The organism is Elstera cyanobacteriorum, assembly GCF_002251735.1.
Classification (GTDB): domain Bacteria; phylum Pseudomonadota; class Alphaproteobacteria; order Elsterales; family Elsteraceae; genus Elstera; species Elstera cyanobacteriorum.
In genome coordinates this window covers 161,950-175,111 of record NZ_NOXS01000031.1, presented here as the reverse complement: position 1 = coordinate 175,111, position 13,162 = coordinate 161,950, and the positions used below count along the sequence as shown (strand labels likewise).

Genomic DNA, 13,162 nt, shown 5'->3' with positions numbered 1-13,162 from the left:
GAACCCGCGATGGCGATCGCCCCGATCACCTATCAGCCGGTCTCCCCTGCCCGGCCGATCCGCCGCCGCCGCCCTGAAACCGAGGAACAGGCCGAGGAAAAGCGTGCCGAGGAGGTTTCCTCTGGCACGCGAACGGCCCGCCCCCGCTTCGATCTCGACGATGACGGCCCCGAGGATTTTGCCGATCCCGACCGTCGCCGCCGTTCCCGTGGTTTGGCGCTGGTTTCGGCCCAAGTGACGTTTCAGGCCCAACAGTACGCCCAAGAGCACCTGGGGAGCGGGCTGTATTACGAACCCTGGCGCGATGCGACCCAAGCCTACGAGCGCTGGTCGCGTACTTAACCCCGCCGGGTCAGCCGGGGCCGCCAATAGAAGCGTTCGGCCAAACTAACGCTGGTTTGGGTGACAATAAGCAACACGATCAATCCAGGGATCAGCCACGTCCGGGTATCGCCGCCCAGGATCATCGGCAGAACCCGAAGCCCGAGCGCGACCAGTAAGCCGCTATAGGCGCCGGACATAGCGCGATAGTGCCGCAGCAACCAGACGCCGTTGCGCGTCCGCCGCCATGCAACAAGGCACGCCAGCCCCCCGATCACCGACATCACCGTGACGGCGGAGAGGATATGCAGAAAGCTCCACCCGCCGGTCAGCCCGCGCAGGAAAAAGCCGGAAATCCCCGTGCCCAGCAGCCCCGCAGCCGCCAGAATGCCGAAGCGGCGATGCCAAGCATTGCCTTTCCCTGGGATCAGATAAAGGATGCCGCCACAGATTAGGGCGAGCAGACTGGCGGCGATATGAAGGCTCAAGGGATCAAGCGGCATGGATCTTACTCCGGGTAAATTGCGCGGCCTCTTCGGCGGCGCGCTTGGGGTTGGACTGTTCCTGGCGGTGCTGGGGCCGTTCGGCAGCTACGCTGCGCCCCTGCTTGACCGGCTGATTTTTTGGGTGGCGACCGTGTTGCTGGGAACCGGCCTGTCGGTTCTGGCGGCGCTGCTGCTGCCCGCGCGCTGGCGGCAAGCGTCGCTGCCGCTCTATGTGCTTGGGGCAACGCTGGTGCTCAGCCCGGTGCAGACCCTCGGCGTGCGCCTGTTGCTGCCGCTGATCGCCCCGCCCGATCTGGTCGCCCGCTTCAGCTTCTGGGATAGTCTGCCGCAGGCGATGCTGCTGATGGCCGTGGGGACGGCGGCGTCCATCCTGTTCGTTCGGTTCCCGCGCCCGCAGGCGCCAGAAAGCGCCGCCCCGATAAGCCCGCTGCCGCCACTGCCCCCGGTCGCCGCGCCCTTCTTCGATCGGCTGCCGCCCGCCCTGGGGCGCGATCTTCTGTGCCTTGAGATGGAGGATCATTACCTGCGCGTCCACACCACCCTCGGCAATAGTCTGATCCTGCTGCGCCTGCGCGATGCCGTGGCCGAATTGCGCAGCGTCCCCGGCGCCCAGGTGCATAAAAGCTGGTGGGTCGCCCGGGCCGCCGTGACCGGGGCCGAGCGCGGGAAAAGCGGCTGGGAGCTGGTGCTGACCGATGGGCGGCGCGTGCCCGTGGGCCGCAGCTTCCGCGCGGCTTTGGCAGCAGACGGCTGGTTGCCCCAAGGGCGGACGGTGGAGGAAAATTCGCATGCCCCCGGCGTAGCAGAACCGCCGAAAACCCCAAGCGCCGCTTCGGAAACCACCCGTCCGGCGTCGTAAAAACCGTTGGCGCTTCGTCAACGACAGCATCGCGAAGGGCTGGCATCCGCACTGCACGCTACCAAGGCTTAACGGGTTTGCCCTAAACTGCCGCCATGATCCGCCTGATCCTACTCTTTCTGCTGACCTGCCTCGCCCTACCCGCCGCCGCCCAGCAGACGCAATGCCATCTGCCGGAACGGCTGAGCGTTGCCGCCTGTGATAGCCGCAGCCGCGACGGGCAGGACGCCGCCGCGCGCGGCACGCCGGGCGATTTTGATTTCTACGTCCTCGCCCTATCCTGGTCCCCGGCCTTCTGCGAGCAAGCGCGCGACCGCGCCGGGGTGGATCTGCAGTGCCGCCGCAACCGCTTCGGTTTTGTCGTGCATGGTCTCTGGCCCCAGTATGGGCCGGGAAAAGCCAGCGGCTGGCCGCAGTTCTGCACCCCGACCGCCCCGGTCCCCGAATCGACCCTCCGCCGCGCCCTCTGCCTGATGCCCAGTGAAAAGCTGGTGCAATGCGAATGGGCCAAGCACGGCACTTGTTCCGATCAGCCGACGCCCGATGCCTATATCGATAAGATCCAGCGGCTAATGAGCACGCTGGTCCTGCCCGATTTCGGCAAGGGCGGCAGCCAAACCGTGGGCGAGATTGCCGACGCCTTTATCAAGGCCAATAGCGGCAAAACCCTGGCGGCGGCGCATCTGCGCATCGATCTAACCCGCGACGGAAAGCTGGAGGACGTGCGGATTTGCTACGAAAAGCGCCTCAATCAATTCCAAGCCTGCGGGCAGACCGTCAGCGGCTTCGACCCCGCCGATCCCCGCGACCGGGGGCGCCGGGTGCTAATCCGCGCGATGGCACCATCATGAAGCGCCTCACCTTTCTGCTGATGTTGGCGGCGCCAATGGCGCTGGCACAAGCCCCGTCCGGCACCGGCAATCTGCCGCCTGCCGCGGTTCAGGCGCCAAAGCCCGGGGCGCCCGCGCCAATTCCCACCGGGATGTTTTTGCCTGCGGCGGCCGAAGTGCGGCTGCGGCTGGAAGCGCTGCTGGGGAAATTCCTCGAGAAACCGCAGCTCGCCGCCGTCGCGGGCGGTTGGAAGACGGCCCTGGGGGAAGCGCGCATTGCCCAGAATGCCTATGCCGACCGGCTGGCCGCCGTCACCGGCCTCTATCGCGGGCGGGTGCTGGAACTGCTGCCGCCGGTCGAGCAGATCGGCGCCTTCGACAGTATGCCGCTGCTGCCGAAACTCGAGAAGGAGCGCGGCCTGCCGCTGACCAAGGAAGAAAAAGCCGCAATCTTAGACGCCGACAAAGCCCGCCGCGCCCAAAGTCAGCAGCTTATGGCGCGAATGATCGAAACCTATGCCGCCGCGATTGCCCAGCCGGCCGATAAGGTCGCAAAGGCGCTTAGCCTCGCTCCGGCGGCATCAACACGACCGTCCGCTGCGCCGCCGGCCAAGAACTGAAGGCAAAGACCCAGACCGCCAGCGGTAGCAACGGGGTGAGGCCGATCAAGGCCCACCAGCCGGAATAACCGGCCCGCTGTAAAATCCGCGCGAGGATCCACACCCACAGCAAGGCCATCGGAATAAACAGCCCGAGCAGCAGCGCGGTCGAGGCCAGCATCACGATGCCCCAGACGGCACTCAGTAGGCCGAAAATCAGCGCAAAAAAACCTTCGATCATTTGAGCCGCCGATACTGAAGCCGCGTGTCGCCCTCGAGCTTCGGCCAGGCGGCAAACGCCAAAATCGCCGCCGCCAGCACGGGACCGGCCAAGGGAATGAGCACGATAAGAGACAGGAAGGGCGATAGGCCCGCCTTATCATAGGCACGCCAGACGGGCACGACGATCAACAGCCCGAGTAAGGTCAGCGGGTCCATAGATGCTCCTCAACGCTTTCCGGTGAGATGGGGGCGCCCGGCCCCCACCGCAAGGCGGGCAGCCGGTTATTCCGCCGCGCTGGGAAAGCTGGCGCCGGGCGGCGGGGCCGCCGGGGCCGGGGCATAGCCGGTCTGGGTGCGGCGCTGCCGCTGGCTTTCCGACTTCAACTGACCGCAGGCCGCGCCGATGTCGCGCCCGCGCGGCGTGCGCACGGGGGAGGCATAGCCCGCATTGTTCAGCACCGTCACGAATTTATCGATCTGGGCATCGGTCGAACACTCATAGGGCGCGCCCGGCCAAGGGTTGAACGGGATCACGTTGATCTTGGCGTGAATGCCCGCCATTAAGCGCACCAATTCCTTCGCGTCGGCCACGCTATCGTTCACGTCGCGCAGCATCGTATATTCAAAGGTGATGCGGCGGGCGTTGCTGGCCCCCGGATAGGTGCGGCAGGCTTCCAGCAACTCGGCAATCGGATATTTCTTATTCAGCGGCACGAGAATATCGCGCACATCGTCGCGCACCGCGTGCAGCGAAATGGCCAGCGCCACGCCGATTTCCTCGCCCGTCCGCTTGATCATCGGCACGACGCCGGAGGTGGAGAGCGTGATGCGGCGGCGCGATAAGGCGATGCCTTCGTGGTCCATCACGATCTGCATCGCTTTTTTAACATTGTCGAAATTATACAGCGGCTCGCCCATGCCCATCAGCACGATGTTTGACAGCATCCGCCCATCCTGCGGGCTCGGCCATTCGCCGATACAGTCGCGCGCCAGCATCACCTGACCGACGATCTCCCCTGCATCGAGATTGCGGACAAGTTTCATCGTGCCGGTATGGCAAAAGCGGCATGTGAGTGTGCAGCCGACTTGGCTGGAGACGCAAAGGGTGCCGCGATCTTCTTCGGGGATATAGACGGTCTCGATCTCGTTACCGTCATCCATGCGCAGCAGCCATTTGCGCGTGCCGTCCACCGACAGACGGTCCACCTTATTTTCCGGGCGGCGCACCTCGAATGTCTCGGCCAAGCGACGGCGGAAATCCTTATGCAGCGTCGTCATCTTGTCGAAGTCGGTTTCGCCGCGATGATAAAGCCAGTGCCAAAGCTGCTTAGCGCGGAAGGGGGCTTCGCCCAGCCCCTGCATTTCCGCCTTCAACTCGTCGCGCGTCAGGCCGATCAGATTCTTTTTGCGCGGGGTTTCCACTGCCGTTTCAACCGCCTGATCCGTGCCAACCGCCTGCGTCACGCCTGCTCTCCTAACTATAAGGCCGCTGTCGTAATCCTTCTGTATAGCAGGGGATATCCTGCTTTCCCAGTGAGGGATTTCACATATCGCTATGCAAGCGATTTGATTTCGTTTGCATCAAAAAATAGCAGGGACAAAGCTAGGGAAATCGTTAATAATTAACGCCAATCAAAAGCAAACAATGATTGGTATAACAAATGAACAAGATGGCACAGATGGTAAGCAACGCCGCCCAAACTCGGGAGGAGCGGCTGCGTTTCTTGAATATTTCAGCCGCTGATGCCGAAATTTTAACCGAAATTCGCGGAATTGTCACCCCAGAGCTTCCGAGAATCGTGGATGCATTTTACGGGCATTTAGCTAAATTTTCTAAATTAAGCGAGATGATCGCCCGAGGCGGCGGGACCGAGCGGCTGAAAAAGACGCAGATCGAGCATTGGACCGCCCTACTCTCCGGCCGCTACGACGACGAATTCTTTACCCGCGTTACGCGCATCGGCCTCGCCCACGCCAAGATCGGGCTGGAGCCGCGCTGGTATCTCGGCGGCTATTGCTTGGTCCAAGCCCATCTTGATGAGGTTTTGGTCAAAGCCATCCGCTGGAACCGCGAAAAGCTGGCGCGCTATCTGCAAGTACTGCATCGGGCAATTTTTCTCGATATGGACCTTGCCGTCTCCGTCTACATCGAACGGCTGGAAGACCAGAGCCATGACGTGCGCGTGCAGGTTGCCGCCGCCCTGGAAAACCGGGTGAAGGGGGTCATCGGCGAATTGCAAACATCGGTGGACCGGATGGAAAAAACTGCCGCGCAAATGAGCGCCGCCGCCGATCAGACCATCACCCAGACTGCCAATGTCACAGTGGCCAGCGAACAAGCCTTCAGCAATGTCGAAGCGGTCGCCGCCGCTGCCGGGCAATTGACCGCCGCCATTCACGAGATCGCGCGGCAAGTCTCCCACTCCGCCCGCATCGCCTCGCAAGGGGCGGAGGAGGCCAAGCAGACCGATGTGAAAGTGCAGGGCCTCGCCGATGCCGCCCAACGCATTGGCGAAGTCGTCCGACTGATCAACGATATCGCCGGACAAACCAACCTGCTGGCGCTGAATGCGACTATCGAGGCCGCCCGCGCCGGGGAGGCCGGAAAAGGCTTTGCCGTCGTCGCGTCAGAGGTCAAGAACCTCGCCAGCCAGACCGCCCGCGCGACGGAGGAAATCACCCAGCAGATCGCCGCGATCCAGGCCGCGACCGACGAGACGGTGGAGGTGATCCACGGCGTCGGGCGGACCATCGGCGAAATCAACGAAATCACCTCCACCATCGCGGCAGCGGTGGAAGAACAAGGCGCCGCCACCAGCGAAATCGCCCGCAACGTCCAGCAGGCGGCCGGCAGTTCCGGCGTGGTCAGTAGCAATATCGAAGGGGTCATGATGGCGGCGAAGACCACGGCCAACGCGGCAAAATCGGTGCTGGAAACGGCCAAAACCATCGGCGGTGAAACCACGACGTTGGACGGTGCCGTGCAAGGGTTTCTGGCCGACATCCGCAGCAGCAAGCGGGTTAGCTAGCGTCCCGGCCCTTCTGGGCGACGGCATCCAGATCGGCCTTCAGCGCGTCGGGCAGGTGTTGCCAAGGATACCCGCCCAACGCCCCCGCCAGGGCGTAGAGCGCCGTGCGCGTGACTGCGGGTCCGAAGCGAAAGCGCAGCCGGTGCCAGGCGTCGACCGCCCCAACCTCGGCCAATTGATCGAAGGTTTCGATCCCAACCTCGCGCAGCCGGGCCGCCGTGCGCGGGCCGAGGTTTAGGGCTTGGGCAAGATCATCCATGCGGCGCCGTCTCCAGGGTTTTCAGGTAATCGGCCAAGGTCTTGCCGGGTTCCGGGCTAAAGCGCGCGTCGGTCATCGCAAGCTGTTCGATCCGGTCGAGGCGGAAGACGCGAAAATCCTGGCGACGCTCGCACCACGCTGTGAGCGTCCAGACCATGCCCCAAAATTCGAGCGACAGCGGGCGGATACAGCGGGTTTCCGCCACCGCCCCCGGCTTGGCATAGGTCAGGTACAGCTTTCGCCTCTCGGCGAGCGCCTGCCGAACGTGACGCAAATGGCGCCGAACCGGGGCCGGAAGCCGCCCACCGTAGCTATGGATGGGCGTTGGCGGGGCAGCGCTGCCAACCGCCTCCAACTTAATCAGCGCTTCCTGGGCTGCGGCGGCGAGATCGCTATCGGCCCAGGCCGAAACCAGCCGCGCCCCGACGAGCAACGCCTGATGCTCCGCCGGGGTCAGCGCCAGCGGCGGCAGAAAGAAGCCGGGGCGCAGGATATATCCAACCCCCGCCGCACCGTCGATGGGTACGCCGGACGCAATCAAATCGGCGACATCGCGGTAGATCGTGCGGGTCGAAACCTCTAAGGCCTCGGCCAAAGCCCGGGCCGACCGCAAGCGCCCGCCGCGCAGATGCTGAACAATCTCGAAAAGGCGATCCGCGCGGCGCATCGCACCCGTCAGGCCGCCATATGGACCTGAGCGGTCACATGCTTCATCGTCACGCTCGGCCCATCAATGGCGGCAACGAAGTCCGGCACCCCCGGCGCGCGCATAAACGCTTCGGCAGCGGCATGGGCCGACGCCATATCCGCCCATTCGACGATATCGAGCCAACGGCCCGCATCGCCCTGGGTCAACCAACGCTGGCGAAAGCCCGGTGCCGCCCGGCAAAAAGCCTCGGTCGGCGGCACCAGAGCCAAAAACGCTTCCGCATCAAGGCCCGGCTTCAGGGTGAATTCGACGATTTCAAAAACGCTCATCCCGTTTCTCCTACTGGGTTAACGGGAAACAGCCTATCAGGGGCCTGCTGACAGCCTTCTGTCAGCAGGCTTTTCCCTTACTCGACGGTCGGCAGAATCTTCGCCAGGGTTTCGACGATCCGGTCGATTTCGCTCTTTTCGATAATCAGCGGCGGCGACAGGGCGATAATGTCGCCGGTGGTGCGGATCATCAGCCCGGCTTCATAGGCCTTCAGGAAAGTCTCGAACGCGCGGGCGGTCGGCTTGCCGGCGCGCGGCTCCAGCTCAATCCCGCCAACAAGGCCAAGGTTGCGAATGTCGATCACATGCTTCACGCCCTTGAGGCTGTGCAGCGCGGCTTCGAAATAGGGTGCCAGATCGGCGGCGCGCTGGAACAGGCCTTCGTCGCGGTAGACATCCAGGGTCGCCAAACCGGCGGCGCAGGCAATCGGGTGGCCCGAATAGGTATAGCCGTGGAACAGCTCAATGGCGTTATCCGGCCCATTCATGAAGGTATCGTAGATACCGTCGCGGGCGAAAACGGCGGCCATCGGAATAACGCCGTTGGTAATGCCCTTCGCCGTCGTCATCATATCCGGGATGACGCCGAATTTTTCCGCCGCGAAGGCCGACCCGAGGCGCCCGAAACCGGTGATGACTTCGTCGAAAATCAACAGAATGCCGTGCTTGTCGCAGATCGCGCGGATCTTCTCCAGATAACCCTTCGGCGGAATCAGCACGCCGGTCGACCCGGCCATAGGCTCCACGATCACGGCGGCGATGTTGGAGGCATCGTGCAGAGTAACGATGCGCTCCAGCTCGTCGGCCAGATTGGCGCCATGCTCCGGCTGGCCCTTGGAGAAGGCGTTCTTGGCAATATCATGGGTATGCGGCAGATGATCGACGCCGGTCAGCAGCGACCCGAACCATTTGCGGTTCGTGACGATGCCGCCGACCGAAATGCCGCCAAAGCCGACGCCATGATACCCGCGCTCGCGCCCGATGATGCGGGTACGGGTGCCGTCGCCGCGCGCGCGATGGTAGGCGATGGCGATCTTCAGCGCCGTATCGACCGCCTCCGAGCCGGAGTTGCAGAAGAACACCGAATTAAGGTCGGCGGGTGCCAATTGCGCAAGACGCGAAGCCAGCTCGAACGCGCCCGGATGGCCCATCTGGAACGCCGGGGCATAATCGAGCTTCGCGACCTGCTTCTGCACCGCTTCGACAATCGGCTTGCGGCTATGACCGGCATTCACACACCACAGCCCGGCGGCGGCATCCAGCACCTGGCGCCCATCGTCCGTCGTGTAATACATGCCCTCGGCGCTGACCAGGATACGCGGCGCGGCCTTAAACTGCCGGTTGGCGGTAAACGGCATCCAGAAGGGCCGCAGGTTATTGACGGTCGAACGGGTATCGTCGGGCATGATGGCTTCCTTTGGCTGCACGGGTTGACCAACCGGTCAAGAACGCTAGATCGAATTTTTTGCGGGCGGAAGCCCCGATTTTACCCGCAACGCGCGGCAAAAAGCACCGATTGAAATTTTCACCTGAGACGCTTGTGCCGAACGGTGCCGGGGGCCTAGCCTTAGGGCATGAAAGCCAGCCACCCCACCCAGGCGCGCCGCGCCGCCCGCACCCTCAGCGAAGCCCCCTCGCGCAATCTGGTGATGGGGCTGGCCGGGCTGGCGGGCTTGATCAATGCGGCGGGGTTTCACGCCATCGGTCATTTCTCCTCCCACCTCTCCGGCACGGTCGCGGTGTTTTCCGACGAGGTGGCCGGGGCGCAATGGAGCTTGGCGCTGCTGGCGGTCTGGGTGATCGTCGCCTTCATCCTCGGCGCAATGGTGACCGCGCTGATGATGACCCGCCTGCGCGAAACCCACCGCCCCGGGCGCTATGCCCGCTGCCTGATCGTCGAGGCTTTTTTGCTTGTGGGGGTGGCGGCGGTCGACCGCTTCATCGCCCCGGGGCCGGAGTGGTTGCCGGGCCTTTCGGCGCGCCTGCTGCTGCTCGTCGGCGGGCTAAGTTTCCTGATGGGGTTTCAGAACGCCATCGTAACGCAGATTTCCCACGCCCGCATTCGCACCACCCATGTGACGGGCATGATCACCGATATCGGCGTCGGCTTGGGCCAGCGCCTCGCCCATCGCCTGCACCCGGACTGGCACATTCCGAGCGGTTTTGCCCGCACCCCGCTAATGCTACACCTTATGACGGTCAGCGCCTTCATTGTCGGCGGTGTCATCGGCGTGATCGGTTACCGCTGGCAGGGGCCGGGATTTTTACTGCTGACGGCGGGCGCGGTGCTGGCCGTCGGCCTCTATGATTTGAAGCGGCGGCAGTAGCAAGGCTACCGCCGCCAGCCTGCCTTACTTACTCGATCTCGAAAATCGCTTCGACTTCAACGGCGGCATTGAAGGGTAGCGATCCCATGCCGACCGACGAGCGGGCGTGCTTACCCTCTTCGCCCAGCACCGACACGAAGAAATCCGACGCGCCATTCATTACTTTGGCGTGATCGGCAAACTCCGGTACGCCGTTGATGAAGCCGACGACCTTCACCAGGCGCTTAATCCGCTCGAGGCTGCCAAGGGTTGCCTTAGCGACCGCCAGCACGTTCAGGGCGCAAAGCTGGGCCGCTTCCGCCGCCGCTTCCACCGAAACATCGCCGCCGACCTTGCCCGCCGTTACCAGCTTGCCATCGCGCATCGGCAGTTGCCCTGCCGTGAACAGAAGATTGCCCGAAATGACACCCGGCACGTAATTGGCCGCAGGCGGCACCATCGCCGGAACCACAACCCCAAGCTCTTGCAAGCGCGTTTCAACCTTACCGGCCATTCTTATCTCTCCTTAGATCACAGGCGCGCGGACGATAAAGCGGATTGCGCCGAAACGGAAGAGCGGCTGAAATGTTACGCGCGTTTTCTCGTTATTTGCTGGTTGCGATATAGACCCCATCCCAATCGGCAGGCAGGGGGCTGTCCCGGAATTCGGCAATCCGCTCCTCATAGGTTTGATAGAGGCTATAGCACGATAGGTCTTTCGACAGATCACGACACTCGGCAATCAGCGCCTCCGCCGCGTCCCATTCTTGACCACGATAGGCCGCCAGCAAGCGTTCGTGGGCAGCGGCGAGCTTTTGGAAGGCTGCGGTGCCTTTGAGCTGCGCATCGCCGACCAGGGTATAGATGCGCACAGGAACGGTTTTGCCCTTCACCTGCAACAGATCGACCTCAAGGTAAGCGAATTCCGCCGCCTGGGCCGCCGTCGCCTCCCCAATAATATTATCGACATGGTACGGCTTCGACTGGCCTTCGAGGCGGGACGCGAGGTTCACCGTATCGCCCAGGGTCGAATAGTTGAACTTCTGATTGGACCCCATGTTCCCGACCACGCAGGGGCCGGTATTGAGACCAATCCCGATATTGATCGGGATAAAACGGGTGCCCTTAGCCTCCGCCTCGGCCTTCAGTTCAGCGTTGAGGTCGATCAGCGCCGTGCGCATATCCAGCACGGTTTCGCAGGCGTGGCGCACATGGTCGGCATCGTCGAGCGGCGCGTTCCAGAAGGCCATAATCGCATCGCCGATGTATTTATCGATATAGGCGCCCTTGGCCAGGGCGATATCGGTCATCGGCGTCAGATAGCGGTTCATGAAGGCGGTCAGGCCTTGCGCGTCGAACATTTCCGAGATGGTGGTGAAGCCGCGCACGTCGGAGAACAAGAGCGTCATCTCGCGCGTCTCGCCGCCCAAGCGCAGTTGGTCGGGGTTGGAGGCCAGCCGGTCCACCATCGCGGGCGAGAGATAGAAGGCAAACGTATTGCGAATCTGCCGCCGCTGCGCCGCTTCCGCCGCGTAAGACGCGTAGGTGCCGACCATGAAAACGATGAGCGCCGATAAGGCCGGGGCCGTCGTATCCATCAGAATGCGGTTCGCGGAGAACTGGTACCAACCGTACCACAGCACCCCGCCGACGATGGTTGCGACCAGCAGCAGCGTCCAGCGCGCACCGACGAGCGGCATACCAAAAATGACCAAGAGGCCACTTAGAATAAGCAGCAGAATTTCCTGATCAATCGCATTGACGGGGCGCGTTAGCAGCGAATCCGTAAGCATGCTCTCAAGAAGCTGTGCATGCACTTCAACCCCTGGAATATCTTTATCTACGGGCGTTGTTCGCAGATCTCGGAGCCCAGATGCGGACGCCCCGAAGATCACAAGTTTGCCATCGACGCGCTTGGGATCAAAAGTTCCTTTAACAACTTCACGCGCGGAAAGATAGCGGGCGTCAGTCTTGATAGCGTAGTGAGGCCAAAGGTTAGCGCGAGCATCCGTAGGTACAACGAGTGTCGGTTGCCCCGGAACCTGAATCCCGATCTGCTCAATACCTAAAACCGCATTAGTTCGAACAGCATAGGTATTTAGACCGGCGGCAACCCGGATCATTTCCATTGATAGCGTAGGAAATGGTTTACCGCCAACATTGATAAACGCCGGTATACGCCGAACAACATTATCCCCATCGGCCGTATATGTAAATAAACCCCGCCCCTGCGCGCGCTGCTCTAGCACAGGAATATTAGGAATTAGCCCTGGAAAATTGTCCAAAAATGGAAGAGGGCTAGCCTGTATGATGGCCACTTGTGCAGGCGCTACACGATCAAGCCCGCGGGCATCAGAGGATGTCGTTTGCCCAAGAACAGAATTTGTTTCACCAAGGGCCTCTGCCAAAACAGCATCCGTATCTGGCAGTTCCCGCAACTGCGCTACCAGACTGCCCATGCCCTTAGGCAACGCCTCGGCCATCTGCTTTGGTGATAAACGATCTGCTTCGGCAAAGACAATATCGAACCCAATTGCAGCGGCGCCTGCCGCTTGGAGCTTTAGGACCATATCGGCGATAACCCCGCGCGACCAAGGCCATTGGCCGATTTCAGCGAGGCTGTCCTCATCGAGATCAACAACCGTTACCAACTGCTCATCTGACTGGCGGGGCTTCAGCACTTGGTAGGCATCGAACCCCTTAAGCCGCAAGATTTCTACCGGTGCGGGATCAAATCCCCGCAACACCACCAGCCCAACCAACGCCACCAGCGCCAGCCAGCGGCCTTTGCCGAAAACGGCTTTCAGCGCCTTGGCCGCCCGGCGGCGCACGGTTGGGCGATTATCGTTGGCGCCGCCATCGGGCGCTTCCTTTTCGATGGTATTCGCCGCCTGCTGCTGCATCGCCCGCCGCCCTTTGGTTTCGGTTGTTCTTTCTTGTACGGGAATCGCCGCGAATTTGCCGCAGTTTTGTGAGGCTTGACGCCCCCGCCCGGCCTGACTAGCGTTGCGCCCGGGATCGGTCGCCCCTAACCGGGCGTGAAAAGGGAACCGGGACAGGCCCATAAGGGCCGAAGCCGGGCTGCCCCCGCAACTGTAGGCACCGAGCCGCCCCCGCCCGTTTTTCGGGAAACCTCACTGGCCGCAACGCTGGGAAGAGGGGGCGCGGCGATGACGTGTCAGCCAGGAGACCTGCCGAACCTTGCGTGCGTGTCGCGACCGGTCGTCGGGGTGTACGGCAGGGACGGTTTCCC

17 protein-coding genes and 1 riboswitch are annotated in these 13,162 nt (G+C 62.5%); of the genes, 7 read left to right on the top strand and 10 right to left on the bottom strand.

The genetic code is table 11. The annotated features are described in order from the left end of the window. Positions 1–9: 9 nt before the first annotated feature. The gene (locus CHR90_RS08195; protein WP_094408499.1) at positions 10–342 is read left to right on the top strand and encodes a hypothetical protein; all 333 of its coding nucleotides are present in this window, start codon (positions 10–12) and stop codon (positions 340–342) included. Here CHR90_RS08195 and CHR90_RS08190 read toward each other — a convergent pair. Beyond that, positions 339–824 carry a DUF2306 domain-containing protein gene (locus CHR90_RS08190; protein WP_094408498.1) on the bottom strand — a complete coding sequence of 162 codons (486 nt, stop codon included), beginning with the start codon at positions 822–824 and terminating at the stop codon, positions 339–341. The two genes, CHR90_RS08195 and CHR90_RS08190, sit on opposite strands and share 4 nt — an antisense overlap. Between CHR90_RS08190 and CHR90_RS08185 the strand changes: the two genes are divergently transcribed. From CHR90_RS08185 to CHR90_RS08175, 3 genes are all read left to right on the top strand, one after another. After that, entirely contained in the window at positions 823–1,686 is an 864-nt protein-coding gene (locus CHR90_RS08185) for a LytTR family DNA-binding domain-containing protein (protein WP_094408497.1), read from the top strand. The genes CHR90_RS08190 and CHR90_RS08185 overlap by 2 nt on opposite strands. Positions 1,687–1,781: 95 nt before the next feature. Further along, on the top strand, positions 1,782–2,537 hold the full coding sequence (locus CHR90_RS08180; protein ID WP_094408496.1) for a ribonuclease T2 family protein: 756 nt from the start codon (positions 1,782–1,784) through the stop codon (positions 2,535–2,537). Next, on the top strand, positions 2,534–3,136 hold the full coding sequence (locus CHR90_RS08175) for a hypothetical protein (protein ID WP_094408495.1): 603 nt from the start codon (positions 2,534–2,536) through the stop codon (positions 3,134–3,136). The genes CHR90_RS08180 and CHR90_RS08175 overlap by 4 nt, the downstream gene beginning before the upstream one ends. On the opposite strand, the gene CHR90_RS08170 is transcribed toward CHR90_RS08175, so the two are convergent. The 3 genes from CHR90_RS08170 to rlmN form a co-directional block, all read right to left on the bottom strand. Next, complete coding sequence (locus CHR90_RS08170) at positions 3,078–3,356, bottom strand: hypothetical protein (protein ID WP_212668660.1); 279 nt, start codon at positions 3,354–3,356, stop codon at positions 3,078–3,080. The two genes, CHR90_RS08175 and CHR90_RS08170, sit on opposite strands and share 59 nt — an antisense overlap. Further along, positions 3,353–3,553 (bottom strand): hypothetical protein, encoded by a 201-nt coding sequence (locus CHR90_RS08165; protein WP_094408494.1) that lies wholly within the window; start codon positions 3,551–3,553, stop codon positions 3,353–3,355. Before CHR90_RS08165 ends, CHR90_RS08170 begins: the two co-directional genes overlap by 4 nt. A gap of 66 nt (positions 3,554–3,619) precedes the next feature. After that, positions 3,620–4,801, bottom strand: a complete 1,182-nt coding sequence (gene rlmN, locus CHR90_RS08160; protein WP_094408493.1) for a dual-specificity RNA methyltransferase RlmN — start codon at positions 4,799–4,801, stop codon at positions 3,620–3,622. Between the two features lie 197 nt (positions 4,802–4,998). Between rlmN and CHR90_RS19820 the strand changes: the two genes are divergently transcribed. After that, a complete protein-coding gene (locus tag CHR90_RS19820; protein WP_094408492.1) occupies positions 4,999–6,366 on the top strand; it encodes a globin-coupled sensor protein in 1,368 nt (455 codons plus the stop codon). Here the strand turns inward: CHR90_RS19820 and CHR90_RS08150 are convergent. From CHR90_RS08150 to aptA, 4 genes are all read right to left on the bottom strand, one after another. Further along, entirely contained in the window at positions 6,359–6,625 is a 267-nt protein-coding gene (locus CHR90_RS08150; protein WP_094408491.1) for a TfoX/Sxy family DNA transformation protein, read from the bottom strand. The two genes, CHR90_RS19820 and CHR90_RS08150, sit on opposite strands and share 8 nt — an antisense overlap. Then, positions 6,618–7,292: a helix-turn-helix transcriptional regulator gene (locus CHR90_RS08145; protein WP_094408490.1), complete on the bottom strand. Its 675-nt coding sequence runs from the start codon at positions 7,290–7,292 to the stop codon at positions 6,618–6,620. The genes CHR90_RS08150 and CHR90_RS08145 overlap by 8 nt, the downstream gene beginning before the upstream one ends. 8 nt (positions 7,293–7,300) lie before the next feature. After that, positions 7,301–7,603, bottom strand: coding sequence for a hypothetical protein (locus CHR90_RS08140; protein ID WP_094408489.1), 303 nt, complete (start codon positions 7,601–7,603; stop codon positions 7,301–7,303). Between the two features lie 77 nt (positions 7,604–7,680). Further along, positions 7,681–9,009 (bottom strand): omega-aminotransferase AptA, encoded by a 1,329-nt coding sequence (gene aptA, locus CHR90_RS08135; protein ID WP_094408671.1) that lies wholly within the window; start codon positions 9,007–9,009, stop codon positions 7,681–7,683. A gap of 168 nt (positions 9,010–9,177) precedes the next feature. Here aptA and CHR90_RS08130 point away from each other — a divergent pair, with 168 nt between their 5' ends. Continuing rightward, a complete protein-coding gene (locus CHR90_RS08130; RefSeq protein WP_094408488.1) occupies positions 9,178–9,930 on the top strand; it encodes a YoaK family protein in 753 nt (250 codons plus the stop codon). Positions 9,931–9,958: 28 nt separating this feature from the next. On the opposite strand, the gene CHR90_RS08125 is transcribed toward CHR90_RS08130, so the two are convergent. Together CHR90_RS08125 and CHR90_RS19190 are read right to left on the bottom strand one after the other, a co-directional pair. Beyond that, positions 9,959–10,423 carry a RidA family protein gene (locus CHR90_RS08125; protein ID WP_094408487.1) on the bottom strand — a complete coding sequence of 155 codons (465 nt, stop codon included), beginning with the start codon at positions 10,421–10,423 and terminating at the stop codon, positions 9,959–9,961. Positions 10,424–10,514: 91 nt separating this feature from the next. After that, positions 10,515–12,656, bottom strand: a complete 2,142-nt coding sequence (locus CHR90_RS19190; protein WP_233428422.1) for a CHASE2 domain-containing protein — start codon at positions 12,654–12,656, stop codon at positions 10,515–10,517. On the opposite strand from CHR90_RS19190, the gene CHR90_RS19645 reads away from it, so the two are divergent. Then, a complete protein-coding gene (locus CHR90_RS19645; protein WP_233428423.1) occupies positions 12,591–12,884 on the top strand; it encodes a hypothetical protein in 294 nt (97 codons plus the stop codon). The two genes, CHR90_RS19190 and CHR90_RS19645, sit on opposite strands and share 66 nt — an antisense overlap. A 27-nt stretch (positions 12,885–12,911) precedes the next feature. Next, positions 12,912–13,122, top strand: a riboswitch (cobalamin riboswitch). Positions 13,123–13,162: the final 40 nt, after the last annotated feature.

Bases quoted from the DNA above. Each gene is read 5' to 3' on its own strand.
- CHR90_RS08150 (WP_094408491.1), bottom strand. From the start codon at position 6,625: ATGGATGATCTTGCCCAAGCCCTAAACCTCGGCCCGCGCACGGCGGCC.
- CHR90_RS08190 (WP_094408498.1), bottom strand. From the start codon at position 824: ATGCCGCTTGATCCCTTGAGCCTTCATATCGCCGCCAGTCTGCTCGCC.
- CHR90_RS08140 (WP_094408489.1), bottom strand. From the start codon at position 7,603: ATGAGCGTTTTTGAAATCGTCGAATTCACCCTGAAGCCGGGCCTTGAT.
- CHR90_RS08175 (WP_094408495.1), top strand. From the start codon at position 2,534: ATGAAGCGCCTCACCTTTCTGCTGATGTTGGCGGCGCCAATGGCGCTG.
- CHR90_RS19820 (WP_094408492.1), top strand. From the start codon at position 4,999: ATGAACAAGATGGCACAGATGGTAAGCAACGCCGCCCAAACTCGGGAG.
- CHR90_RS08165 (WP_094408494.1), bottom strand. From the start codon at position 3,553: ATGGACCCGCTGACCTTACTCGGGCTGTTGATCGTCGTGCCCGTCTGG.
- CHR90_RS08170 (WP_212668660.1), bottom strand. From the start codon at position 3,356: ATGATCGAAGGTTTTTTTGCGCTGATTTTCGGCCTACTGAGTGCCGTC.
- CHR90_RS08185 (WP_094408497.1), top strand. From the start codon at position 823: ATGGATCTTACTCCGGGTAAATTGCGCGGCCTCTTCGGCGGCGCGCTT.
- CHR90_RS08180 (WP_094408496.1), top strand. From the start codon at position 1,782: ATGATCCGCCTGATCCTACTCTTTCTGCTGACCTGCCTCGCCCTACCC.
- CHR90_RS08145 (WP_094408490.1), bottom strand. From the start codon at position 7,292: ATGCGCCGCGCGGATCGCCTTTTCGAGATTGTTCAGCATCTGCGCGGC.
- CHR90_RS08195 (WP_094408499.1), top strand. From the start codon at position 10: ATGGCGATCGCCCCGATCACCTATCAGCCGGTCTCCCCTGCCCGGCCG.
- CHR90_RS08130 (WP_094408488.1), top strand. From the start codon at position 9,178: ATGAAAGCCAGCCACCCCACCCAGGCGCGCCGCGCCGCCCGCACCCTC.
- CHR90_RS08125 (WP_094408487.1), bottom strand. From the start codon at position 10,423: ATGGCCGGTAAGGTTGAAACGCGCTTGCAAGAGCTTGGGGTTGTGGTT.
- aptA (WP_094408671.1), bottom strand. From the start codon at position 9,009: ATGCCCGACGATACCCGTTCGACCGTCAATAACCTGCGGCCCTTCTGG.